Origin of the sequence: Bacillus sp. SD075, from assembly GCF_017355165.1 — a bacterium.
In the GTDB taxonomy this organism is placed as follows: Bacteria; Bacillota; Bacilli; order Bacillales; family DSM-1321; genus Peribacillus.
In genome coordinates, this window is sequence record NZ_JADILK010000060.1 from 1 (window position 1) to 24592 (window position 24592).

Annotated in this window: 19 protein-coding genes and 2 pseudogenes; 2 read left to right on the plus strand and 19 right to left on the minus strand. The window is 35.9% G+C overall.

The genetic code is table 11. The annotated features are described in order from the left end of the window. Nucleotides 1-314: 314 nt before the first annotated feature. The 10 genes from resA to IOC57_RS26125 form a co-directional block, all read right to left on the minus strand. Entirely contained in the window at nucleotides 315-869 is a 555-nt protein-coding gene (resA, locus tag IOC57_RS23215) for a thiol-disulfide oxidoreductase ResA (RefSeq protein WP_207440911.1), read from the minus strand. 18 nt (nucleotides 870-887) lie between these two features. Further along, nucleotides 888-1271 carry a hypothetical protein gene (locus tag IOC57_RS23220; protein ID WP_207440912.1) on the minus strand — a complete coding sequence of 128 codons (384 nt, stop codon included), beginning with the start codon at nucleotides 1269-1271 and terminating at the stop codon, nucleotides 888-890. An 85-nt stretch (nucleotides 1272-1356) separates the two neighbouring features. Then, on the minus strand, nucleotides 1357-2127 hold the full coding sequence (locus IOC57_RS23225) for an ABC transporter permease (protein ID WP_207440913.1): 771 nt from the start codon (nucleotides 2125-2127) through the stop codon (nucleotides 1357-1359). Nucleotides 2128-2151: 24 nt separating this feature from the next. Continuing rightward, a complete protein-coding gene (locus IOC57_RS23230; RefSeq protein WP_207440914.1) occupies nucleotides 2152-3225 on the minus strand; it encodes an ABC transporter substrate-binding protein in 1074 nt (357 codons plus the stop codon). A gap of 31 nt (nucleotides 3226-3256) precedes the next feature. Continuing rightward, nucleotides 3257-4123, minus strand: coding sequence for an ABC transporter ATP-binding protein (locus IOC57_RS23235; RefSeq protein WP_207440915.1), 867 nt, complete (start codon nucleotides 4121-4123; stop codon nucleotides 3257-3259). Nucleotides 4124-4324: 201 nt separating this feature from the next. Continuing rightward, nucleotides 4325-5584: an acyl-CoA dehydrogenase family protein gene (locus tag IOC57_RS23240; RefSeq protein WP_207440916.1), complete on the minus strand. Its 1260-nt coding sequence runs from the start codon at nucleotides 5582-5584 to the stop codon at nucleotides 4325-4327. A 109-nt stretch (nucleotides 5585-5693) separates the two neighbouring features. Then, on the minus strand, nucleotides 5694-7103 hold the full coding sequence (locus IOC57_RS23245; RefSeq protein WP_309487757.1) for an LLM class flavin-dependent oxidoreductase: 1410 nt from the start codon (nucleotides 7101-7103) through the stop codon (nucleotides 5694-5696). Between the two features lie 165 nt (nucleotides 7104-7268). Continuing rightward, the gene (locus IOC57_RS23250; RefSeq protein WP_207440918.1) at nucleotides 7269-8660 is read right to left on the minus strand and encodes an LLM class flavin-dependent oxidoreductase; all 1392 of its coding nucleotides are present in this window, start codon (nucleotides 8658-8660) and stop codon (nucleotides 7269-7271) included. A gap of 81 nt (nucleotides 8661-8741) precedes the next feature. Then, complete coding sequence (locus IOC57_RS23255) at nucleotides 8742-10004, minus strand: acyl-CoA dehydrogenase family protein (RefSeq protein WP_207440919.1); 1263 nt, start codon at nucleotides 10002-10004, stop codon at nucleotides 8742-8744. 507 nt (nucleotides 10005-10511) lie between these two features. After that, the gene (locus IOC57_RS26125) at nucleotides 10512-10643 is read right to left on the minus strand and encodes a hypothetical protein (protein WP_286185139.1); all 132 of its coding nucleotides are present in this window, start codon (nucleotides 10641-10643) and stop codon (nucleotides 10512-10514) included. A 52-nt stretch (nucleotides 10644-10695) separates the two neighbouring features. Here IOC57_RS26125 and IOC57_RS26640 point away from each other — a divergent pair. Beyond that, nucleotides 10696-10800 (plus strand): annotated as a pseudogene (locus IOC57_RS26640) (hypothetical protein); the annotation flags it as partial. On the opposite strand, the pseudogene IOC57_RS26645 reads toward IOC57_RS26640, so the two are convergent. From IOC57_RS26645 to IOC57_RS23280, 4 genes and pseudogenes are all read right to left on the minus strand, one after another. Beyond that, nucleotides 10796-11177 (minus strand): annotated as a pseudogene (locus IOC57_RS26645) (LLM class flavin-dependent oxidoreductase); the annotation flags it as partial. The pseudogenes IOC57_RS26640 and IOC57_RS26645 sit on opposite strands and share 5 nt — an antisense overlap. Nucleotides 11178-11219: 42 nt before the next feature. Further along, complete coding sequence (locus IOC57_RS23265; RefSeq protein ID WP_207440920.1) at nucleotides 11220-12404, minus strand: acyl-CoA dehydrogenase family protein; 1185 nt, start codon at nucleotides 12402-12404, stop codon at nucleotides 11220-11222. Between the two features lie 1525 nt (nucleotides 12405-13929). Then, nucleotides 13930-14934: a reverse transcriptase family protein gene (locus tag IOC57_RS23275; protein WP_207440921.1), complete on the minus strand. Its 1005-nt coding sequence runs from the start codon at nucleotides 14932-14934 to the stop codon at nucleotides 13930-13932. Between the two features lie 238 nt (nucleotides 14935-15172). Next, the gene (locus tag IOC57_RS23280; RefSeq protein WP_207440922.1) at nucleotides 15173-17167 is read right to left on the minus strand and encodes a retron Eco8 family effector endonuclease; all 1995 of its coding nucleotides are present in this window, start codon (nucleotides 17165-17167) and stop codon (nucleotides 15173-15175) included. A gap of 130 nt (nucleotides 17168-17297) precedes the next feature. Between IOC57_RS23280 and IOC57_RS23285 the strand changes: the two genes are divergently transcribed. After that, a complete protein-coding gene (locus IOC57_RS23285; RefSeq protein ID WP_286185140.1) occupies nucleotides 17298-18374 on the plus strand; it encodes a TIR domain-containing protein in 1077 nt (358 codons plus the stop codon). Nucleotides 18375-18564: 190 nt separating this feature from the next. On the opposite strand, the gene IOC57_RS23290 is transcribed toward IOC57_RS23285, so the two are convergent. The 5 genes from IOC57_RS23290 to IOC57_RS23310 all read right to left on the minus strand — a co-directional run bounded on the left by IOC57_RS23290 (nucleotide 18565) and on the right by IOC57_RS23310 (nucleotide 24205). Continuing rightward, the gene (locus tag IOC57_RS23290; RefSeq protein ID WP_207440923.1) at nucleotides 18565-19170 is read right to left on the minus strand and encodes a recombinase family protein; all 606 of its coding nucleotides are present in this window, start codon (nucleotides 19168-19170) and stop codon (nucleotides 18565-18567) included. Nucleotides 19171-19602: 432 nt separating this feature from the next. After that, entirely contained in the window at nucleotides 19603-20487 is an 885-nt protein-coding gene (locus tag IOC57_RS23295) for a VOC family protein (protein WP_207440924.1), read from the minus strand. A gap of 224 nt (nucleotides 20488-20711) precedes the next feature. Continuing rightward, nucleotides 20712-22301: a bifunctional 3-(3-hydroxy-phenyl)propionate/3-hydroxycinnamic acid hydroxylase MhpA gene (gene mhpA, locus IOC57_RS23300; RefSeq protein ID WP_207440925.1), complete on the minus strand. Its 1590-nt coding sequence runs from the start codon at nucleotides 22299-22301 to the stop codon at nucleotides 20712-20714. A gap of 148 nt (nucleotides 22302-22449) precedes the next feature. Next, nucleotides 22450-23430 carry a fumarylacetoacetate hydrolase family protein gene (locus tag IOC57_RS23305; protein ID WP_207440926.1) on the minus strand — a complete coding sequence of 327 codons (981 nt, stop codon included), beginning with the start codon at nucleotides 23428-23430 and terminating at the stop codon, nucleotides 22450-22452. Nucleotides 23431-23482: 52 nt separating this feature from the next. Further along, entirely contained in the window at nucleotides 23483-24205 is a 723-nt protein-coding gene (locus IOC57_RS23310; protein WP_207440927.1) for a FadR/GntR family transcriptional regulator, read from the minus strand. Between the last annotated feature and the right edge of the window lie 387 nt (nucleotides 24206-24592).

The following is a 24592-nucleotide window of genomic DNA, read 5'->3' on the forward strand; positions in this document are numbered from 1 at the left end:
GCTGCTATCCTTGTGACCTTTTATTCTATTAATCTTTAATCCATAATTCTTACGGTTTCCGGCTCATTCGGTCAGAAAACGGTGGGAAAATCAAGCACTAAAGGAGAAAAAGAAAGGCATCGTCAAGAAGGAAAATCTGATGGTTAAAATAAAGGTTTGATTTGATGGTAAAAAATAAATGGTTATAAGTGATTCCAAACCCCATAACTGTCCCACCGATAAGTGGAATTATCTTAGTAGCTGCTTTCACTCCCTCCTTGCCCGCATTCTTTTACCTACCAATATATAATTATTCAAATAAAATTACTTGGCTTTTATAGTTTTTTATCCTTCGGAATAATACTTTCTAAATAAATACGAACCTTTTTTTCTGTTAGTTCTCCAAAAATTGTTTGTGTGATCTCACCATTTTCATTAATTAAATACGTAACAGGGAGATTATTAACTTTATATAGATCTACGGCTTCCCCAGTCCGATCAAGTAAAATAGGAAAACTTAACTTTTTTTCTGAGACAAATGGACTGACGATGATTCTTGGTTCTTGCGCATTTACTGCAAGGATTTCAATTCCTTTATCTTTATATTGTTGATAGACGTTATTCAAATAAGGCATCTCTTTTTCACAAGGTGGACAATAGGTTGCCCAAAAGTTAAGTAACACACCTTTTCCCCGATAATCCGACAGTTTCACTTCATTACTATTTAAATCTTGCAAAGTAAAATCAGGAGCAAGGTTACTTTGATCTAAAGCTGCTGCTTCTTTTTTTATAATCAAATTCGTGTAAATTGTATAACTTAGTCCCAACACTAAAATCGCAGTCACTAAACTTTTTATAAAGAAGTTCAGTGGCTTTTTTTCTTTACTCATTGAATGTCCTGGCTCCTTTCAATTACTTACCTGGAAAGACAGTACCGGCATTTCATGCAAAGTTTTATAACTAACATGAGCGATCACTTTTTTCTTTCCTTGCTCAAAAAACTTTGTTTCTAGTAAATACTTTCCGTCTCCTATATGTTTAGGAGAGACTAATCCAATTGATACTCCATTTTCAATAATTTCAAATTGTACCTTAGCCTCTTTGCTAATATCATCAGTCCCATATTTCACTTCTGCAGTAAAAGTGACTGCTTCATTAAGCATAATTTTTTTAGGGTTGCTTTCCAATGATACTTCCAACGTTTTCGATTGTTCTAATTCATGTTGTTTTTTTCCTGAATCAGAACATCCTATTAACAATAAAATTGCTAGTATAAATATTATCGATCTCACAAAATAGCTCCTTTATTAAAATTAAAGTTTCTCTCTTCTTCTATTATTAAAGTTGAAGAGAGAGACTCATAATCACTCTTTTCTCTTAACTGGCTTCATTTTTCAAGTTTGTCCAAAAAAGCATACGTTTTTTGATTTTTTCAAAAGTAAACATAACCAATAAGATAACAATACTATTGAAAATTAATCCAGCTAGAACAAAATCATATTGAGTAAAATCAGTGTAGAACTGAATAAAATACCCCATCCCTGATTTGGCTCCAAACATTTCTGCAGTCATTAATATCAGAAAGGACAAGTTAAGGGCTGTTCCTGTACCACTTAAGATAAATGGCGAACTGGCTGGAATGATTACTTTTAAAATTAAGTCTTTCCGCTGTATACCGATTGTTTTTGCATTATCCCAATAATGATTATCAATTAATAACACACCTTGTATCGTGCCTAAAAAAATGGGCCAAAAAGCTGCGAGGAATAAAATGAAAATGGACGCTAATTCAAAAGTCGGTAACAAGGCTATAGCATATGGAATAAATAATGTTAATGGCAGTGGACTAAAAGCATTGAAAAATGGTGTTAAGATCTGCCTTGATTTTGGATGAAGACCAAAAAACAGTCCCCCGCCTATCCCTAATACTATAGCTAACACAAAACTTGGAACTAATAATTTCATAGAACTTACAAATCCTTGAAATAGTTCAATTAATGCTTTATAAAATGCAATAACAACAATTTCTGGAGAAGGGAAAATAATCGGACTTAACCATCTCGTGAAATTTGTAATATAAAACCAAAAAGCAAGTAAAGCAATTATAATTATCGTTGTATATATATATAGAGAAAAAAACTTTTTCATCATATTCTCCTTATCATTATAAATTTAATTTTGTTCATTATATCTTTGTAATACTTGTTTATAATATTCATCGTTTGGATTCTCTTTAATAAGCTCATCTAAAGCTTCTTCATACATTGAAAGATCGAAGTGATTTTCAAGATTAATATCTTCTACGTCTGAAATATAACCGATGTCTTGCATTTTTTTCCATGTATTAACAACTTCTCTTTTGTTTGGATCTGCAGAATTAATTAAATGTTCTTCATTAACTATTTCGTTCACTCTTTCTTTAGGTAATTGCTTAAAAGTAGGAATTGAAGCTTCTAAATTTTTCTTTGGATTCTCTAATTTTACACGTTCAGCCTTTATTAGCCCTTTCATGAATTTCTTATAAGCAACTGCCTTATCACCAGTTATATTGCCCCTTACAGTAACCCGGCAGCAAAGATCATTTTGACTAAGATCATTACTCCAAAAAATAGGGGTTATTCCCAATTTTTCTGTTTTTGTCAAATGCCCTGTATTAGAAAGTCCAACATCTACTTTTTCAGAATTAACCGCTTCAAGTACATCTGCCACACTTTTTACTTCTACAAATTCAACATCTTTGTGAATATCAATTCCCGCATCGTCAAGTGCTGACTTAAAAATTACATCAAGTGTTCCTAATCGAATCGTCGCAATTTTCTTTCCCTTAAAATCTTCTAATGTTTTATATTGACTTGCATTTTCTTCTTTAGTGACAACTGGCTGTCCACCTTCCATGTGTCCTCCAACAAATTTAAAATCTGCACCTTGAGCAATATAATTTAAAGGAGTTGCTGTACCAAAAGTTAATGCAATATCAATTTTATCGGCTTGAAGAGCGTCCAACCCCCCACTCGTAAAGGAAACCATTTCCACGTCTAAATTCTCTTCTTCAAAGAATCCTTCCGCTCTAGCAATATCAGCTAGAGGTGCCCCATATAATTGACCATATCCAACCTTTAATGTATAAGTTTTCTCGCTATCATTCTTTTGCGTTGATGTTGACGCTTTTTCTTCATTTTCCCCACAAGCTGCTAAAGCTAAAAAGGATAACATCACAATACTCAATACACAATTTCTTTTTCTCACTCTACTTCCCCCTACTATTTTTTTATATTATTTAAATTCCTTCCCCACTTGAACGAATTGCATGATCCTGTTCTAATTTTTCAAATATTCCTTTGTTCATAACGCCTAAAATATAATTTCTAAATTGGATAAAATCTGAGCTTTCAATTATCTTTTTACGATTTCTTGGCTTAGGAAAAGGAACATCAATAACCTCAGCTATTTTTCCAGGTGGTCCAGGTGTAAACATCACAATACGATCTGCTAAAATAATAGCCTCTTCCGCATCATGTGTAACAAATATGACAGTACGCTGCTGTTCACGATTCACTTGGAGAATCACATCTTGTAGTTGAATTCTTGTAACTGGATCTAATGCACCAAATGGCTCATCCATGAACATTAAATCTGATCCTATCGAAAGCGCCCTCGCAATTGCCGCCCTTTGCCGCATCCCACCTGACATTTCTCCAGGGTATTTCTTAAACGCATGACCTAACTGAACTAATTCAAGATAACCTTGAGCTAAGTGTTCCAACTCCTTTTTTGTTTTAGATTTTTTTAATTTCTGCTTTAAGGCAAGAATAATATTTTCTTCTGCCGTTAACCAAGGGAATAATGAATAATCTTGAAATACAACTGCACTATCGGGCAGTGATTTTGCAATTGATTGTCCGTTAACAAGTATTTCACCCTTTTTAGGTTGAGCTAACCCTGTTAATAAGCGAAGAAGCGTACTTTTTCCAGAACCACTAGGACCCATAAAGACGACAAATTCCCCTTCTTTAATAGTTAGATCTATACTTTGTAGAATTTCTATGCCATCATAATCAAAAGCAATTGATTTAGCTTCAATTTTACTTCGAACAGTAACCATATCTTCTTTTACCTTATAAACTCGATCAAGGACTTTTGCCATTATCGATCCTCCAATTCAATATTACAAAACAAATTTTATTCAACTTGCCAAGAATAAATAGTTTTATAGTAGTAAAAAGCATTTATCTATGAAACAATTTGCGAATCTAGGAATAATTCGAATAAAAAACCAGAGACGACTTCTATGTTCAGAAACTGTCTCTGGTTGACCAGTAAACAAATTATTTAAAAATACACCTAATCAAAAGTAAACGTGCTTCAGCGGAAGCTCCGTACCGTTCACCACGTAGTTACCAATTGCACGGGCTTTGTAGACTGTTGGATTGTGAGAAGCAATGGTACGAATATTACGCCAGTGACGGTCAAGGTTCGCTGATTGTCTCGTCGCCGATGCTCCACCTACTTCAAATAGTAGCGTGGAAGCTTGCAAAGCAAGATCATCCACAATAACCTTAGCCTGAGCAGCTCTAAGCGAAGCATCATGACTTAAAGCATAGTCAATCACGCCGTCGACCGCTGCATTCACAGCAATATCCAGTGCATCAGCAGCAGCGAGTACAATCGCTTCGGCAGCGAACGCACTGCTTGAGAGCTGTCCAATAACCTGCTGTAGCTGTGGATCAGCAGATGCCGTGTCTGCAGCTGCAAAACTAAATGTTCGAGTTCGTTTATGAACCAAAGCTGATGCGTCTGTCACTACATTACGTAAAATGCCTGCTATTACCGCATGCAGATAGAGCTGTACATAAGAATTGAATGGTGTCTTGTCCTCTCTAATTACATTTACTTCATCTTTATTGACAAAAACATTATTAAAGTGGGTCGTGCCACTCCCAGTCAACCTTTGTCCGATGCCATCCCAATCGTCTTCGATTATGACACCTTCGCGATCAGTTGGAATGATCATAGAAACAGGTTTACCATCTGGAGTTGACGCCATTACAAGGACCCAATCAGCATACATTGTACCTGTACTAAAGTATTTCGTGCCGTTCAATCGGTACCCATCACCTTCCGAGGATAAAGTTGTTTCAAAAACCAAACTCCCAACATTTTTCGATGAAAGCTCAGTAAAGGCATTGCCAATGATCGCTCCTTCTGCCACTCTTTGCAACCACGTATCACGTAGTTCACTAGCAGGATTTCGAAGTAATTCATCCACATAGGAAAAATGAGCACGAAGACTATGCGCGACATCTGGATCCGCTTCAGCTAAGCGTATAATGACATGGAAAAGATCACGAATACTAGCACCGCTACCACCTAATTTAACAGGTAAACGTAGAGCACCAAGTCGGGATTGACGGATTAAATCCATCGCATAATAAGGGTTGGCTTCGCTACCAGAACTCCTTCGTTCCTCTGCATCTCGTGCAATGGCTAAAATCAAGCAATCAAATTCAGGCGTTTCAACTTTTACTGGCGCAGTGAACGTCGGAAAGGTTGAGTGTTCATTGCTTTTAGAACGATCCTTGATATATAATTTTTTTTGATTAGGCATATGTTATGCACTCCTTAAGTTTTCATTATAAATATAATTATTCTTATATTTTTAGTTATATTTATTCGTAAATAAGTTGTAAATTGAAATAGAAAGTATTAAGCTCACATCACTGTACGACATCTTTAATGGCAAAAGCACCTCTATATCGTGAAGCAGGGTGACGCTCATTGAGACGATCCATTCCAAAAAGCTGATGGCGAAGAGTGCTTGGTTCATCATGCTTATCACGAGCTAAACCTCGCTTACGAAGAACAGGCATCACTTGACCAATAAATTCTTCATATGAACCAGGAATGGTTGCATTGATTACATTAATTCCATCGACCCCAGCATCTCTCCACAGTTCAAGCTGGTCTGCGATTGTTTCAGGAGTCCCTACGATGCGGTTTGTTTTACTGCGCATTTTGGCAAGGTCTTTAACAGTTGGGGTACGTCCTGGTGTGCTTTGCTTCAGCCATTCGAATGTGCTTCTTACTCCCTCAGTTTCGATATTTTCAAGCGGTGTATCAAGGTCAACGTTACCTAGGTCAATCCCCATACCTCCTGCCATATGAGCGATCATCATATTGAAATCAGTCTTTTGATCTAGTTCGAAGTCTTTACGTTGAGCTTCTTCCTCGGTCTCACCAACAACAAAGGACAACCCTTGATAAAAGTGAAGATCATGACCATCCCGACCATTATGAATCGCTAGACTCCGGGTATCATTGATTAGCTTTCGAGCATTTTCAGGATCAGGTGCTACAATAAAGACAGCCTCCGCATTACGAGCCGCAAAGTCTCGGCCGGCAGATGATGATCCTGCTTGGAATAGTACTGGCGTTCGCTGTGGTGATGGCGCAACAAGATGCGGACCTTCGACTTTATAGCGCTCCCCAACATGGTTTATTTTGTGAACCATAGATGAATCTGCATGAATTCCGCTCTCTCGATCTTGCAATAGCGCCCCGTCATCCCATGAACCTTCCCAAAGTTTATACAAAACATCTACATATTCATCCGCCCATTTGTATCGCTCATCATGCGGGACAAGTGCATCGTAACCAAAGTTGCGAAAAGCATTCTCCAAAGAGCTAGTAACCATGTTCCAAGCAATACGACCTTTAGAAATATGATCAAGCGTGGAAACACGGCGTGCAAAATTAAAGGGAGGCTCCTGGAGTGGAGCTGCCGTAAAAGCTAAACCGATTTGTTTCGTGTTCACTGCCAGAGCGGACATTAAAACCATCGGATCGTTACTAGGTATTTGCAAACCGGTTTTTACATGAAAATCCCTGCCACCACGATAATCACCGTATAATCCGATTACGTCCGCGAAAAAAATGGCATCAAAACCTCCCTCTTCAAGTCGCTTGGCCAAGGATACCCAAAGATCTACGTCATTAAAGTCCAACTGATAACCCTCCTCATCACGCCACAATCCGTGAGTAATGTGAGAAGCAGTATTCATAACAAAAGCAGAAAATGAAAATGGTTTTGTCATATTCATTCGTCCCCATTTCTTAGAAAAATTCATTATTTTGATATTCAAAGAGCTTGTTTAACAGTTAAAACCTGTTAATCTAAGATTATCTATATCACGCAAAATCTTATTAAACTAATATAATTACTTGGTTTTATATTATCATTATCTGTATTTACTAAATAATTGATCATTCTCTAATGTTCATATTTAAATGGCCTATTTATCCTGAAAATGGTACCCAATATTTCTATATTTAGCATCTATATGATTTACCGATAAACGAGGTTTACCTTTCTCAAAAAGTTTTTCCCTTAAGGTTCCCTCTTCATATTCCATTTTCACTACTCCACGACGTTGAAGTTCTGGAATAACAAGATCTGCGAAGTCCTTAAACGTTCCAGGTGTTATTGCATACGCAAGGTTAAATCCATCAATATCCGTTTCATCAATCCACTCTTCAAGCGTGTCAGCAATTTGTTCAGGCGTTCCAACTGCGACGGGACCCATCCCACCAATTCCAGCGAAATTGGCCAATTCTCGCACTGTCCACTTTTTATTCGGGCTGGATTTTGTTAAGTTCTCTAGCATAGATTTAACTGCATTTGTCTCAATATATTCAATTTGCTGATCTGGATCATATTCGGAAAAATCCACACCTGACCACCCACTTAACAAAGAAAGAGCACCTTCATAACTTATATAACTAGATAACTCTTCATACTTCGTCCAAGCTTCTTCCTCTGTCCGTCCAACAATTGGTGTAAATAATGCAAACACTTTTAGACTTTGAGGATTTCTTCCCTGTATGGCTGCTTGTGTTCTTAAGTCTTTGACGTATGCAGAAGTCGCTTCCTTTCCAGGAGCAGAGATAAACGTGCATTCGGCATGTTTTGCAGCAAATTTCCGTCCAATTGATGACCCACCCGCTTGATACAACACAGGTGTTCTTTGTGGTGAAGGCTCACACAAATGAATGCCCGGTACATCAAAATATTTACCATGATGATTGATTTCATGAACTTTTATAGGGTCTGTAAAAATTCCTTTCTCCTTATCTTTCACGACGGCATCATCTTCCCAGCTACCTTCCCACAATTTATAGCAAACTTCTAAATATTCGTCGGCAATATTATATCTTTCAGCATGTTGGAATTTATCACCAATGTCGATATTTTTCGTTCCACTTTCTAAATAGGAAGTCACAATATTCCAGGCAATCCGACCTTTTGTTAAATGATCCAATGTAGACATTCTGCGTGCAAACGTATACGGGTGTTCAAATGTTGTTGAGCACGTGATTCCGAAACCTAAATGTTCAGTAGCATGAGCCATAGCTGAAACGAGCAGAATCGGATCATTAACTGGTACTTGTGTTGCTTCACGAACTGCAGTTGTTTTATCTCCACCATACACATCATAAATCCCGATTACATCCGCAATAAATAGACCATCGAACCGTCCCTTTTCCAATATTTGCGCTAACTCAACCCAATATTCTATATCATTATAGCGATGCGACTGATCTTCTGGATGTACCCACAATCCTGGTGATTGATGTGCCACACAATTCATATCAAAAGCATTTAAATAAATTCTCTTTTTTCTCATTTTTCTACCTCTTTTCATTCATTTTAAAAAAGTTAATTTTTCTTGATATCACAATACTTCTGCCCTAAAGTCTTTAATAGATTAGTAGTATCCGTTCATCGGAAGATCAGTACCGTTAACAATGTAGTTACCGATAGTACGCGATTTATAAACTGTAGGATTGTGAGATGCCAGGGTACGGATGTTACGCCAGTGACGATCAAGATTGGCCGACTGCTTCGTTGCTGATGCTCCACCGACATCAAAAAGTAGCGTCGAAGCCTTGAATGCAAAATCCTCTACAATTACCTTAGCCTGAGCAGCTTGAAGCGAAGCATTGTGATCCAGTGCATAATCAATTACTCCATCATCCACATGATTCACTAAAGTGTCCTGTGCATCAGCCGCAGCAAGTACAATCGCCTCAGCAGCAAATGCGCTACTTGAGAGTTGCCCAATGATCTGTTGAAGCTGAGGATCTGCTGGCCCAGTATCAGCAGCTGCATGGCTATATGTGCGGGATCGACTTTGAATTAAGGCTTTTGCATCTGACACTACGTTACGCAATATACCTGCTATGATTGCTTGTAGATAGAGCTGTAGAAGCGAATTGAATTGGAACTGATCATGAATACCTTCTAGAATTTCTTCAGTATTAACAAAGACGTTGTTTAGACGAGTCGTACCACTACCAGTCAATTTCTGTCCAATACCGTCCCAGTCGTCCTCAAGTACGACACCTTCTCGATTCGTCGGGATGATTACATTTACGGGTAAACCCTCTGATGTTGATGCCCTAACACCTACGAAGTCTGCGTACAATGTACCAGTGCTAAAGTATTTCGTACCGTTCAATCGGTACCCATCACAATCCGGAGATAAAGTCGTTTCATATACTACATCCAAACTTCCCACATTACGCGACGAGATCTCAGTTATTGCATTACCAAAGATTGCTCCCTCAGCCACTCTAACTAATCTAGTATCACGTACTTCATTTTTAGGGCTAAGAAGAAATTTTTCCACGAAGTTAAAGTGAGTCCGAAGAATGTGTGCGACATCTGGATCAGCCTCAGCTAAACGTATCACGACATAGAAAAGGTCACGAATACTTGCACCACCACCACCTAGTTCTTCAGGCAAACGCAAAGCACCAAGTCGAGATTGCCTAATTAAATCGATGGCATAATAAGGATGAGATCTATCATCAGTCCTTCTACGTTTCTCAGCATCTCTTGCGATTTCGACAATCAAAAGGTCTAATTCAGGAGAACCAGCCTTTATTGGTGTAGTAAACGTCAACAAGGTTGAGTGGTCTTTACTGTTATGGTTAATTTCATATTTTAATTGTTCTTGATTAGTCATTATGTTTCACTCCTTAATTTTATTTAAAATATTATTATTTCAATCTAAATAGTGTGGTTTAGAGCCAATGTTTCAAATTGAAGCTCTTTTTCTGTCGTCATGTTCTTTCCCTCCTTTTTATTCCCTTGAACATTTTTTAATAAAAAAAGACATCTCCTCCTTCAATTTTCATTGAAAAAGAAGATGCCTTTAGTTGACTAATAGGCTAGATAATTTTTATCCCTGTTATTTTTATGGATTAATTTATATATGAAATTAACATCATTTTCTATTTATTGTCAATCGTTTTTTGATTTATAAAAAAATTCAATACGACATCATATGCTGTTATTTAACAACTGTCGGTCTAATATCACCACCAAATGGACTAAGGAATATTCGTGATTCGAAGTATCCTTTTTTCTAATGGAAGTTTAGAGAATAATAATTCCTCTGTTGTATAGGCTTCCTCTAAATGTGGGTAACCTGATAGAATACATGTTTCGATACCTAAATCAACGTATTCTTTCATCGTGCAGCAACAGTATCGGGATCTCCTACTAGTGCTGTACCTGCACCTGTTCGCACTAATCCTACGCCGGCCCATAGATTTGGACTCACCTCTAATCGAGCACGGTCTCCTTCATGTAGGCTTGTCATTAAGCGTTGACCTTCTGAATCCATACGCTTAAATACTTTTTGCGCTTGAGCAACATTAAAATTCGGTATACGACTACACGTCATTGTACGTCCAACAGTAAAGGAAGCATGGGAAGCGGCTAATAAGCTAATTGAACACGTAGATGACGAAACCATGTTAAATATATATCGACGTGCTCTGCAGCCACATCCATTGCAACAGGTGAAGAGCCTCCAAAGTATAGTGGTGGATATGGTTTTTGAACCGTAGGGTATGGTAATTCCCTCCCTTCAATTCGTAAATGGCCTCCTTTTAAATCCACTTCTTCTTCTGTAAATAATTGACGCCAAATTTTTAAAAACTCATCTGTTAACTCATTGCGTGCATCGTGATCTAAAAATACACCTTCTCCTGTAAGTCTACTGGGTCACCCCCAGCAACATTATTAATAATCGACCATCAGAAAATCGGTCTAATGTGGCAGACATACGTGCTGCAAAGCTTGGTGACATTAAACCTAGGCGCACCGCTACTAGATACTTTAGGTTTTTTGTTTTGTGGGAATAAACCAAAATATTACCATTAACAATTCCTCCTTATGAATATGATGAAATTTCTGGGTATTGATTATTTAATATGTACTGACCAATATCACGAATTTTATAGTCTATCGGATCATGTAATGTATGTGTACGTACATTACGCCAGTAGCGATCAAAATTATATTGTGCTGAAGTTGAACGAGCGCCCATCATTTGGAACACCTGACTTGTCACATCAAGGGCCGTTTGTATGACTTGCACTTTCGTAGTTGCAACAGCGATACTACATTCCCCGCGTTGTTCTTCGGTAATACGATGCTTCAGCGCCCATGTATTTTCCAATAACTCATTGGAAATATGTACAAGAGCATCTGCAGCTTTCAATTTGACAAATAATTCACCGTAGTGATAAATGTGGTACGGATCATTTATTGCTGCATCGACATGAGATGTCACCCACGGACGCGTTTTAGTTTTTGTATAGTTTTTGGCAGCTTCATACGCACCTTCAGCTGTCCCGAGTAAAACGTGAATCAAAATCGACTGAGCAATATGTGTACGTACTGTGGCGAATAAGTTTCGATCAGTCGCTTCGTAAGCATCAAGTTCTTCTGAATCATGTACAATTAAATGTTCAAATGTCACAGAACCACTATCTGTCTGACGTTGTCCAAAGCTATCCCAGTCATTCCCCAACAAAATACCTTCACGATTTGTTGGAATGACAGCAATTAATACACCAGAGCCATCATCCTTTTGAGCAGAAATGAGTAACCGGTCTGAATCTGATGCACCAGAGCAAAAACTTTTTTTACCGTTAATAATCCAGCCGTTATCACCTTTTGTAGCAGCTACATGGGAATCCAGAGGATTAAACGCATTCCCCCAGAAATAATCATTTTCTGCTGTTTCCTTTGTAAAATGCTCAACCTGTTCTGTTGTACCATATAGCTCAACGGACGCAAGACATAAAAAATGATAACCAAATAAATGAGCTACTGAACTATCTACTTTAGCAATTTCACGTGTAATATGTAGAATTGTTTTCCAATTTTCTTCGTAACCACCGTATTTTTCAGGTGCTGGTAAACGAAGTAAACCACTATGACGAATGAGATCACGCTCTACTTTTGCCGTTCCGCCTAGTTTATCCCTCTCAACCGCTGTTTTAGCAAACTCCTTAACTAACTTTTGAACGATTTCCAAGTAATCACTTTTTATTCCTGTTGCTACCTTCATGAATGAATGCCGCCTCCATTCGTCTTTGTTAATTATTTTTTATAAAAATAGGTACTAGAAAATTCAAATCATAAACTCTCCTACTTCAGTTTCCTTAATAAATTGATGAAGCTTTATAGTCAGTCCACCATTTCCAAATTTTATATATTTATGATTATCAGGTTTCAAATTTGATTCTGTAACAAATTCCAAAAAGGCTAACAAGTAAATTCGACGGTGAATAATATCAACAATCCCGTAATCATAAAACCAATGATCAATCGTGGTATATACACCCTTATTCAGCTTATATTGCTTCTGGCACCAACGCCCTCACTAATTGATCTTTAGAACGCTCCATAGAAGGAAATTAAATTTCCTTTTTTTTTTCACTTTCTGTCGTGAAGTAAAATCCTCAACTTCTCATGTATGCTTCAACCTAATTACTTCTTTCATTTAATACCCGCCAAATCGGATCTGTGAATGAAGCTTGGTCTGCCTCGTTATACTGATTGGCGGAAGCACGAATGTGATTCCCCGCATAAAAACGTTCATAAAGTTCATGAAGTGAATCTAAAGGGCTACCAATTGGGTGGGAATACCCTTCCCAATTTCTTAGTGTACTGTTTCGCTTCTTTGACATGCTTCTTCATGATTTGGATGGATAGAATCGAATTTACGATTTCCCAAAGCCCGTATAAGATCATACTGTATTTGGGTTGTAAGCCATTAAAATTTTCCGACACCGAAATATATGAAGCAGTTTGTTTGAAATTGATGAAGCACTGAATATGAATTTGGTATTTAATCATAATGTGATACTTTTGATAGCTGTCTGGATGGTTACCATCAACGTCAAAACGTCTACCTTTCCTAACAGCTACATGAATCGATACAAGTTTTCACCTCCCCCAAAAGATAAAAAAAAGGCGCCTTGTGTGCAATCACAGGCGCCCTTGGTCGTCCAATAGGCAGTTGAATCATTTTTATATATCCGATATGAATAATTGGTTTTAATTTCATACGTAAATAATATCATTTAAAATAAGTTTTCGTCAACCCAACCAATTCTGATTCAAAAACTTTAAAACAATTGCTATTAGTCTCTAATTATAAATCTATGAAGATGTCCCACACAACCTAAGGCATACCTACCGGACAAATTTGGGAGCAGTCAGGAGACATCCATTTACTGATGACTCAACTTGGTCATACTTCAACAACAGCGGCTGCCTTATATACAAACCCTGAGCAGGAGAAGGAAAAAGGCTGCGAAACAGCAGAGAGAAGAACCAATTATCGTGAAAAGGATTAAAAGAAAAAGGAGAAGATTTTCTAGTCTTCTCCTTTTTCTTTTAAGTGTGCACTCCGAGAGATATGCTCAATTGGCTTATAACATATCTTTTATAATCTTGTCACTTTGAAAGAGAGAAAATAGGAAAATAAAACCTGCACTAGCTCTTTGCAAAACCCGATAATCAGTATTATGTAAACTACATATGACCTCCAAAATTACGGATATTACCGAAAAACACTCCCAATAATATTATTGGGAGTCTAGAAATATTATTGCATTTTGTATACGTTCTATATATCTTAAAAACTTTTTATTTTCATCACCTTCTAAATTTTCCCTATTCAATAATTGAATTAGGAAGGCTCGATATCCTGATAAATAGTTTATAAGTGAACCTATACTATTAATTTCCTTTTTAAATGGTATTTTATTTATTTCCATTAACACTTCGTTTAAATTAAATTTATTCTTGTATCTGTCTAAAATAAAGAGACTACTAGATAAATTTTTTAGTTTTTTTCTTGATAACCTAATATTATTTTCTACTACAAAACCGTTTAATGAAATAAACTCTTTATCATATCTAATCTTGTTTTTGTTTAACTTAAATCCCTTTGTAGAAATAATATATTTAATTTTCTTAATAAAAAAATCCTTATGAATATAGGGGTTATCCGAAGAAAATAACAGATCATCTGCATAACGGGTATAAGTAATATTAAACTTTTTGCAATAGTTTCTTATTCTCAAGTCTAACTGCCTAAAAACAATATTCGATACTATAGGAGAAGTAATTGCTCCCTGCGGAACTTTATTATCAAGGGTCACTAACTCAATAAATTGCTTTAACAGTTCTTCATTGGTAACATGATTAATCTGAAAATAATAAGCAAAAACTTCTTTTAGTGTATCAGGATCAATAGATTGAAAGAAATTTTCTATATCTAACCTTATATAATATTTTCTTTTAGTATGAGGAGAAAGAAAATCTTTATAAGAATGCTTTGGTACAAATCCATATACATAGTCAGGAATCGATATTTTATTTAGAAAATTCGAACGAATACTTTGTTGAATTTTTGAAAGAGAAGAATCTTTTTTTAAACAAGAAAGGGTCCGATATCCATTTTTTTTAGGTATTATTTTTTCTTGATAAAATTTATCCTTATTTTTAATTATTTCATCAACAGCCTTTTTGGAACTAGATAGTACTTTGTTATAAAAAAAATCTTCTCTATATAAAAATATTTGCATAGTTAACCTCTTAGTTAATAGAGGGAGTACTTTCTCAATATTACGCATGGCGACCTATATGAGTATAAATATCCGATAAACCCTTCGTAAATATGATGAAAATTTATAGGCAGGGTTTCCTATAGTAACACTAGACCCCTGGCTTTTGACAGTCAAATCTTTCTCTTTAAAGAAGAAAATTTCAACAGCAGGTCTCAGGGTATGGAATATTATCAGATAATACTCCTTGCTACTCCCTCTATTTACAATTATGTACTTTTTTTATTATATCGAATAATTCCGGAAAGTAAACACAAAATACTTCTTCTTTTTCCACTTGAGATTCCTTTTCGTTAATAAAAATAACAAATACGTAATCAAGCCAATCTGATACCCATCCAGACGTTTTTACATAATTTTTTTTTAGTTTGCTAATAGTGAGATAACTATTTTTTATGTCACTTGGATAACTATTTGTTATCTTATTCCCTGACATCTTTTTTAACGTGTCGTATTTACCGTCTACAATTAATCGAAAAGCTGAAGTTTTAACGTTTTGATTTTTAGAAATATTATTTATTTTTTCTATATCCTGTTGAGAGTATGGATGCCTATCTTTTAACCAATCTTTGAAGATTTCTACGTTCCCATTGTTTATTAAAGTTCCTTCTATAGTTGTAGATACTGGATAAACATTATAGTTTATACAGTATAATTTAATAAGCTCTATAAACTTTTCATAGTGCGATCCATAGATTGTAAACCAGTACTTATTGAAACTATACTTATTGGAAATAGACATTTTTCTAATTCTTTTACGCAAGTAATATAATTTTTTTTGTTCACCAAAGTAAAATAACTCTTTTTTATGCTCCATTTTAAATTTATCCAAATCTAATGGATTTAAAAAGTTCTTACTTTGATCTTTTATATTTGCTTTCCCTGTTTCGTCGACCTCAAAAATATAATCATTATCTATAAGGATTATAAAAGGGATTTTTGTATTTCTAACTTTAGGATGAATCGTTGATAAATTTACTGTATCAGCATCAAAAGAATAAAAATCTACATCTCTCAGAAATGGATATAGATTTAACAGATTATGATTATTAAAAAGCTCTAATTCAGTATTTCCCTCTACAAATACTATCTTATTAGAAAAGTAATAACTAGCCTCTTCATCGGATAGGACATTTTTTTCTCTATGGTCTAGAAATTGATTTACAACTGTTAAATTAGTATAATCATTTTCATGTATTGCATGTAAAACGTTATAATTTTTCGTCATCTTTATCACATTTTTTAGGATTCTAGAAGAATGTGTTGCAATAAGAATTTGATTTTTATTAGAGGTTTTTAATAAGTTTATCATTAAGTCATCGATGTATTTGGGATGCAATCCCACTTCTGGTTCATCCAAAAATAAAAGTGGGATTTTTAGCTTTTGTTCAGCAATTTTGTTTACTAAACTACAAAATAGTTTAAGATAATTAAATGAATTAGTACCATCTGAAAAGAAACTTAAATCTTTATATTTATATTGTAAAATTTCTCCTCCTAATTGTAATTTTAGTGTATTTAGAAATTTCTCTTGGTTTGAATAGGAGTTTATAATTATATTCGAATCGTAAAGTTCTTTTTTTATAATATCTAAGATTTTTCCAAACGAAGATCCAAAATTACTATTTTCTAAGCCCCCCCCAAAATCCTCTTCAAAATTAAATTTTGGAAGTTTAGCAAGATCACCAATCATATCCCACAAAGTCTCCCAGTTTGTCTGGTCATAACTTTTCGTTGATATAAAGTAAAATGGATATATTGTTTTCAATATCCGCCTTAAGTCATATGTCAAATTTGGAATCCATTGTTTTTCCCCCTTCTTATTAATTAATAACTTTATTTTTAATTGGTTATCCGTATCAACATAAGCCCCTAATTTTTTTAAAGTGTGCATAAATTCACTTTTTTTTATTTCACCTAAAAGATACTTGAGTTTATATCCTTCTAATACTTTATAGAAATATGTAAAATCATAGTTCATTTCAATTTCAGCAAATTCATTATAGGGATTATTTTGGTCAAAAATTGTAAAATCACTCTGTTTATCAACAAGGGAATCATAAAAAAACTCAATTGATTTGATAAAAGTTGTTTTACCCACACCATTTTTTCCGATTAAACAATTTGTCTTATCTATCTTAATATCTAAGTTTTTTATAGACTTACAATTTTTTAATTTTACTTTTGTTAGCATTGCTCCTCCTAGAAATAAGGTAATAAAATTATTTAATTTTATTTATTCCAACTAATACAATTTAGATTTCGAATATACCAATAATGTTATAATTAAACAATATAAAGTCTTTTTATTTCAGGGGGAAATTATGAAGGAACGAGATAAAGAACTTCTTCTTCAGGTGATTAACGACATACGAAATTTTAAATTTTGTGGCCCAAGTGATGATCCTGACGAACAGACATCCGTTATCTATAGTTATAAATATCTCCTTTCGAGATTAAAATATTTTGGCTCTAAAATAGAACAAAGTAATTTGAAAATTGGAATAAAAGGTATAACCATAGAATTAGAATCTATTTATGATGCTTACGATGCACATTCTTATGTATCACCGATAATAGATGATATTTTATATTTCTTAAAGGAAGGGGAAAACGAATCAATGCCAACTATTCAGCAAGTTAATCTTGAATTAAAAAGGATAATAAGAGAGATAAAGACCTACCCTCAAGAAGATTGGAAAAGAACAGAACATTTCGAACGTTACGTTAGAGATATTAATAAAGGAATAAATTATTTGCAAAACGTAAGTAATAATACAAATTTTAAACGATTTGTTCCTTTTGATTTTAAAAGTGATCATTATTCAAGTACTGGTAAAACTATTAATGAAAGAGGTTACGAATCTTTACTTTTCTATATTGAACAAATTGAAGATTGTTTCTTGAATACAAATCAAAATGTTGATAAGAAACAAAGTAGTCCACTTAATAACAATAAAATCTTCATTGTACATGGAAGAGATGAATTAGCTCTCTTACAAACTGAAAATATTGTTTCAAGATTAGGACTCGAACCTATAGTTTTGAAACGAATGGCTAATCAAGGTCTAACTCTCATAGAAAAATTTGAGAAACATTCGGATGTAAAATATGCAATAGTGTTATTGACTCCTGATGATGTAGGGGCATTAAATGAACCTACTCCTCATTATCAATTTAGAGCGAGACAGAATGTTATTTTTGAACTTGGTTTCTTTTATGGAAAATTGGGTCGGTCTAACGTGTGTTGTTTACTTAAGTCGGGAGTAGAAAGGCCCGTAAATCCTTCTGATATTGATGGTATTTCTTACATACCCTACTCTAACTCAGTAGAAGAAAAAGAGCTAGATATTATAAAAGAACTTAATGCAGTCGGGTTTTCAATTGCTATAAAATATTAAATTGTTAACCTTGGTAAAACTCCGATTATAGAAATACGGTTATTCATTACTACTTTTCACAAATTATATTCCATCGAATTAAAAGCGTTCCGGAAAAATCACAGTTTCTCCTTTACTCAAAAAGCCATTGCTATTTTTGAGTAAAGGCTTTTTTTTAGAAACGAGTTTCTTCTATTATATAGTAAATTTTTTAAAAGTCTTTTTCATATTCCTTAACCAACTTATAAAAAGTCGTCTTTTTAACAGCTAATTCCGCCATGGCTTTAACTGCTGTCATCTCTCCTGCTTTCCATAAATCATAGACTTCTATAAACGCTTCCGTTACTTGGGCTTTCGGTCGGCCGAAGGGCACACCGTTTTGTAAAGCCACATCAATTCCTTCACGCTGCCGTTTTCGAATACGGTCCCGTTCCTCTTCCGCCATCCAGGAAAGGATTTGTAAAACAAGATCTGCGATGAAGGTCCCTAAACTATCCTTAAATTGAGTTGTATCCAGCAATGGCATATCCATAACAACGATATCTGCTTGGATATTTTTCGTGATGTCATTCCATTCTTGTAGAATTTCTTCCTTGTTCCGGCCAAAACGATCGAGTGAATGAATATATAGGACATCCCCTTTCCGGATCATCCGTTTTAATAGTTGATATTGTTCTCTGTCAAAATTTTTCCCACTTTGTTTATCCATAAAGATATCTCGTTCATCAAGCCCCTTTTCTTTCATGGCTTGAAGTTGTCGTCCTTCATTTTGATCTTTGCTGCTGACTCTTATGTAACCAAATTTACGAACATCCATTTTTTTACCCCCTTTTCTACTTTTCTCTCTCTAATTCTATCAAAAACGTTCGTAATTGTGTATGCAAAACAAAGAACGTTCGTAAAGTGTTTTTAAACTTTAACGAACGTTAAAATACAGCCATTATATAAAAAAATGACCCGTTCGTAAAAGTGTACTTTTACGAACGGAAATATAGACAAAAAAGAAATGCAAATCAAAATTAGATAAATGAAAAGATAGGAGGAGATTACGATTTGCCTGTATGAATAGATTTTGGTTGCTTTTCTAAGGAAACAAATGATGTTTCCGTAAGATCTTGAAGAAAAGAAGTTTTGTATCAACCATTGTTTTTCTTCGTCATTCTCTGATTCCCGCTCCATTCCCGGCTTCACTTCAAGTAAAAAAGTTTCTTGCACCATAAATTCAACTCTCTTCTTTCAACTTCATATCTCAAACTTTTGCCAAGTCCACCTCAAATTCAGTTCCCCATGAGCTCAAACCTTCCCACACTTTTGGTTTAAGTGGTAGATCTTTATGCCATGGCCGCGGCTCAAAGATACCAAGTTCAGGGATAAACACATCTAGGTCTGTAAAAAGTTCTATTACATTTCCATCCGGATCATAGTGGTACGTAGCAACATTATGTCCCGCTGTATGACGGGAAGGCCCCCAAAGAATGGAACGACCATGCTTCGCCAATACATCAGAGCTGGCAAAATGATGACTCGCATCTTTTAATTGGAAAGCAATGTGATGCAAACGGGTCTCTTTAGATGCCACAATATTCAGTACATGATGATCTGAATTGCATGTTAAGAAGTTACAGAAATCTTCGCCAATTTGATCAGTAAACCAAAAGCCTAATGCACCTTGATAGAATTGAACCACTTCTTTGTGATTATTGGCATAAAAAGCAATATGCCCCAGTTTCAGAGGAACAATCCCTGAAGATCCATACCCAATAGCTGATTGCTCCATTTCAGTAAATAATTCAATGACATTTCCAGCTGGATCATTTAATTCAATTAGTTTTGAAATTCCAGGCTTAACATCCGTTTTAATTCTGGAGGCGATGCCTTGCTGGTGTAATTGGTCCTGCACCTCCTCCAAGGATAGTTTTCCATCCAATTGGTATCCGTAGCTACGGATAGCCGTTTTTTCAGCTGGGGTAATCACAATATTATGATGATCTAAACCATTACTTAAATAAATAATACCGTCTTTCTTTTCAGTGATGCGGTAACCCATTGTATTTGTGTAATATTCCGTCATACTCTCTGCATTTTCTGAAACAAAATCGGCATACGCTAATCGAAATACTTTTACTTTATACATACATCATTCCTCCAATATGTTTGATATATTTATAAACTTGTAAGTTGGATTTTCTGGTTCCTCTTATGCAATCAGTAACATTAATACTAGATCCAAAATATGATATACTTTATAAATGGACAAACTTTTGTCTATAACCCTTTTGGAATTGCCTCCCACAGTCAATTTCCAAAACAATCTATGTTGGCTAGATACATAAGGGTGATGGCACACCCTTACCTCACTTATTGAGTAATGTATCTAGTCGTATCTGTATTCTTATTCTTGATTTGGTTAGAGAGATCTTCGATAATGGAAGGCAGCTGGTCAAGAGTCGAAACAGCTCCAAAAATATAATAGTCTGGACGGACGATGACCGCTTTAAAACCAGTTTCTTTAAAATACTGTTCGTACTTCCCTTGCACGTCCACTACTGCATCCCAACTTGTTTCTTGCTTCGGATAAATTCGGATGAATTTTGCGTCTAGCTCTTCAATAAATTCAATTTCCTCAGTACTTAAAACCACTCTTGGATCGTCTACTAAACTTAAAACCGTCCATCCTTGACCGACTATATCATCCAGAAGGCCAGTCTTCCCTCTATATGTCACTTCGCTTTGCAAAGATAATTGACCGGCGTATGTTTCACTAGCTTCTTCTCCATTTTGAAAAAGAATTCCGTCAGTCAAAATTGGAAACTCAGGAAATTCAGGTGCGTTTCCTGATAAAAAGGCTTCGTCCCTTTCCTTGGCAGCTTGAGGATCCGTTACACAAATCATCTTCCCTAGATACAAGGCAGCTTCAATGACAGCTTGTGTATGCGGCTTTCGTTCTGACGTATATGTATCTAGAATAGAATCATCAACTTCCCCGCTCAAAACGAGGTCTAACTTCCAGGCTAAATTCTTTGAATCACGAAGACCTGAACATAGTCCCTGCCCCATGAATGGCGGTGTTAAATGTGCAGCATCCCCAGCTATCATCAGTCTTCCTTTTCGCCACTCATTGACCCACATTGCCTTAAATGTATAAACGGCATGACGTTCTAAAATCGCGTTATCAGGTGAAATATTCCATGGTTCCAGTAAGCGCCAAGCGACTTCTTCATGATTGAGTTGTTCCTTTGTTTCCCCAGGAAGAGTCATAAATTCCCATCGTCTTCGTCCAGGACCTCCGGAAACAATGGTTGTAGGCCGTGCTGGATCACATAATTGCAAATTACTAGGTTTCCACTCTCTATCTTCCAAAGGAATTATATCAACAACGAGCCAGTCTGATTGAAAACCCAAATCTGTCACTGTATGTTCCATCTGTTGACGTACAAAACTATTAGCTCCATCACAACCTATAACATATCGGGCTGTAACACTTGTTTGAACCCCTTGTAGATTTTTGACGACCAGATCTACTCTATCCTCATATTCCGTAAGCCCCACTGCCTCATACCCAAGGTGGATACTTATTGTAAACTGATTCCGACACGCTGCATCCATAACTTTTTCCAGTTCTGGTTGGTTAAAAAACATGTCGCGGGACCACCCGGAGATACCAAACTCGGACCAATCAATTTTCAAAAGGGCCTGACGATCCGCATTACACCATTCATAAAAATCAGGAACCTTTTCTGAAATCCTTTCGATTTCACTTGTAGGGAGTATAGCTTGTAATATCCTGGCTATTTCATGATCATAATGAACAGCTCTCGGCAGTGTAAAGGGCTCTGGAAATCTCTCATACACACCAACTTTCCAGCCTTGCTGACCAAGTAAAGTAGCTAACAATTTCCCTGAGGGACCATAGCCAACGATCGCTACATCGAGATTTTCTTTCTTCATACAACCCCTCCTTATCACTTATTCAAAAAATCGAAGTGCGCACTGTAAGCGCATACAAACTAATTAACTTAAAAATTGTATCAAGAAAGATAAGACTGGGATATACTTTATTTTAACTTTTAAGTATTATCCCAACCCTTTAAACTAATTAGGTATTTAAGAGTACTTGACTTGGAACTACTTTATTTACTTGCTCACCAAGGTCAATTCTTCCATCCAAGCTTTTGATAGTGCAGCGGATTATATCCCCATCCCGTAGATATTTTTCACTAGTTCTTTGGTTCTCAACTAGCAGATCCAGCTTCTCCTGTCCAGGGACGGCCAGACTTGAAACTTTCCCCATAACTTCTGTAGAAAGATTTAATGCAACCCCTCCAGTTGTACCAGTAATGATTAAATCTCCTTTTGATAAATCCATAATCTCCGATAACTCAGTCAATGTTTCAGCTGGTTTGTACAGCAGTTGGCTTGTGTTCGCAGATTGACGTAATTCATTATTGACCCAAAGATTTACTTCTAAATCGTGGATTAAGGGAATTTCTTCTTCATCAAGCAAGTAAAAATAAGGACCTGTAGGACCGAATGTTCGGTAGCTCTTCCCTTTTAGCCATTGACCTTGAGGGAGTTGAATATCCCGAGCAGAAACATCATTCACGATGACTAGGCCTGCTACATATTTATGAAGATTTTCATCCGTAACTTGGGCTGCTTCGGAAATATCAGTACCAATTACGAGTCCGAGCTCTATTTCGTAGTCTAGTAATTGCACCTGTTTTGGACGAACTATATCTGAATATGCTCCACAAAGTGAGCTGTCTGATTTACTGAAAATCATATTAAATGGCGGACGTGCTGCTTCAAGCCCTGCCTCTGCACGATGTGAGGAATAATTCGCACCTTGGCAAACGATTCTTGCGGGTTTTGTAACTGGGCTTAATATTTTCACTTCATTAATTAAAATGGACTCAGCTTTCCCTTGCTGTTTTATATTTCTAGCTTCCTCAGCGCCTTCTTCCAGAAAACCGGCTAAAGTGCTATACGAACCGTTAAGGACGAGTATTTTTTCTCCTGATACAACTCCCCATTGGTCTTTACCTTCTTTTTCAAATCTTACAATTTGTATACCCATGATTATTACTCCTCTCCAAGGAAAATTTATAATGATATTTCAAAGATAATATTCAAGAATGATGATCGTATATCTGTTCTAACAAACTCTTAACACGCTGGATTAGGTCTGTCATTTTTTGACGTGCCAACTCCTCGTCACGTGCCAAGATAGCCTCATAAATTGCTCGATGCCTTTCTAAAACTTCGTTTGTTGTAGAATCATAGGACGGATCTGAATATTCCTTCATCGCATAATACGTTTTCTCGCGACTTATAACTAGCGCTTTATGAAGCATCTGGATGGTACCAATCATTAAGTCGTTATAAGAAGCATGCAAAATACTTTGATGGAACTCATAATCCGCCTTTGCCCATGCTCTTGGGTCCCCAACAGATTGCTCAAGATTATAGAAACAAGCTTTGATTTTGACAATGTCTTCGTCCGTTGCCCTTTTCGCTGCCAAGGCTGCTGCCATTGGTTCTAGACCCATTCGAACATCTGTCAAATGTAATATAAAATCACTATTATTCTCATCATCAATAATCCAGGTTAATACATCAAAATCCCACCATTGCCAAACCGATCGTGGAAGCACACTCGTACCTGACCGTTGATTAGACCTGATAAGCTTACGTGTAGCTAACCCCTTAAGGGCTTCACGTACTACAGTTCGACTAACTCCATACATCTCACTCAAAACTTCTACTTTTGGTAATGTTTGTCCTGAGACAAACTCCCCAGTGACTATTTTCCGGCCGAGCTCATGAACTAATTCTTCACTTCTATTTTGCATTACTGCTATACCTCCCTAACTTTATACACCCTAACCATTAGTATACAAGGTAATCTGTCTCAAATCAGATTGGGAGTTGAATAGCTTTAAAACAATAGGTAACCGTTTTCATTCACTAGTTAAAATAATTTTAAAAATCGGCTTATTAACACTCCCCTTGTGATTAGCCATTGTAAAGTGTTTCAATACCCCTCTTCACTTATAATAAATATTATTTATCAGTTTTTTGTAATAAATAATATTTATTACATGTTAAACCGACTTTTTTCATTTGTCAATATTTCAAAAAAATTAATTGGTACTCCTGAAGGCACCCCATTCCTGAAGCACTAATAAAGTAATATGTTTATTTTTATCACAAAAAGGTTCGCTAATAAGCGAACCTTC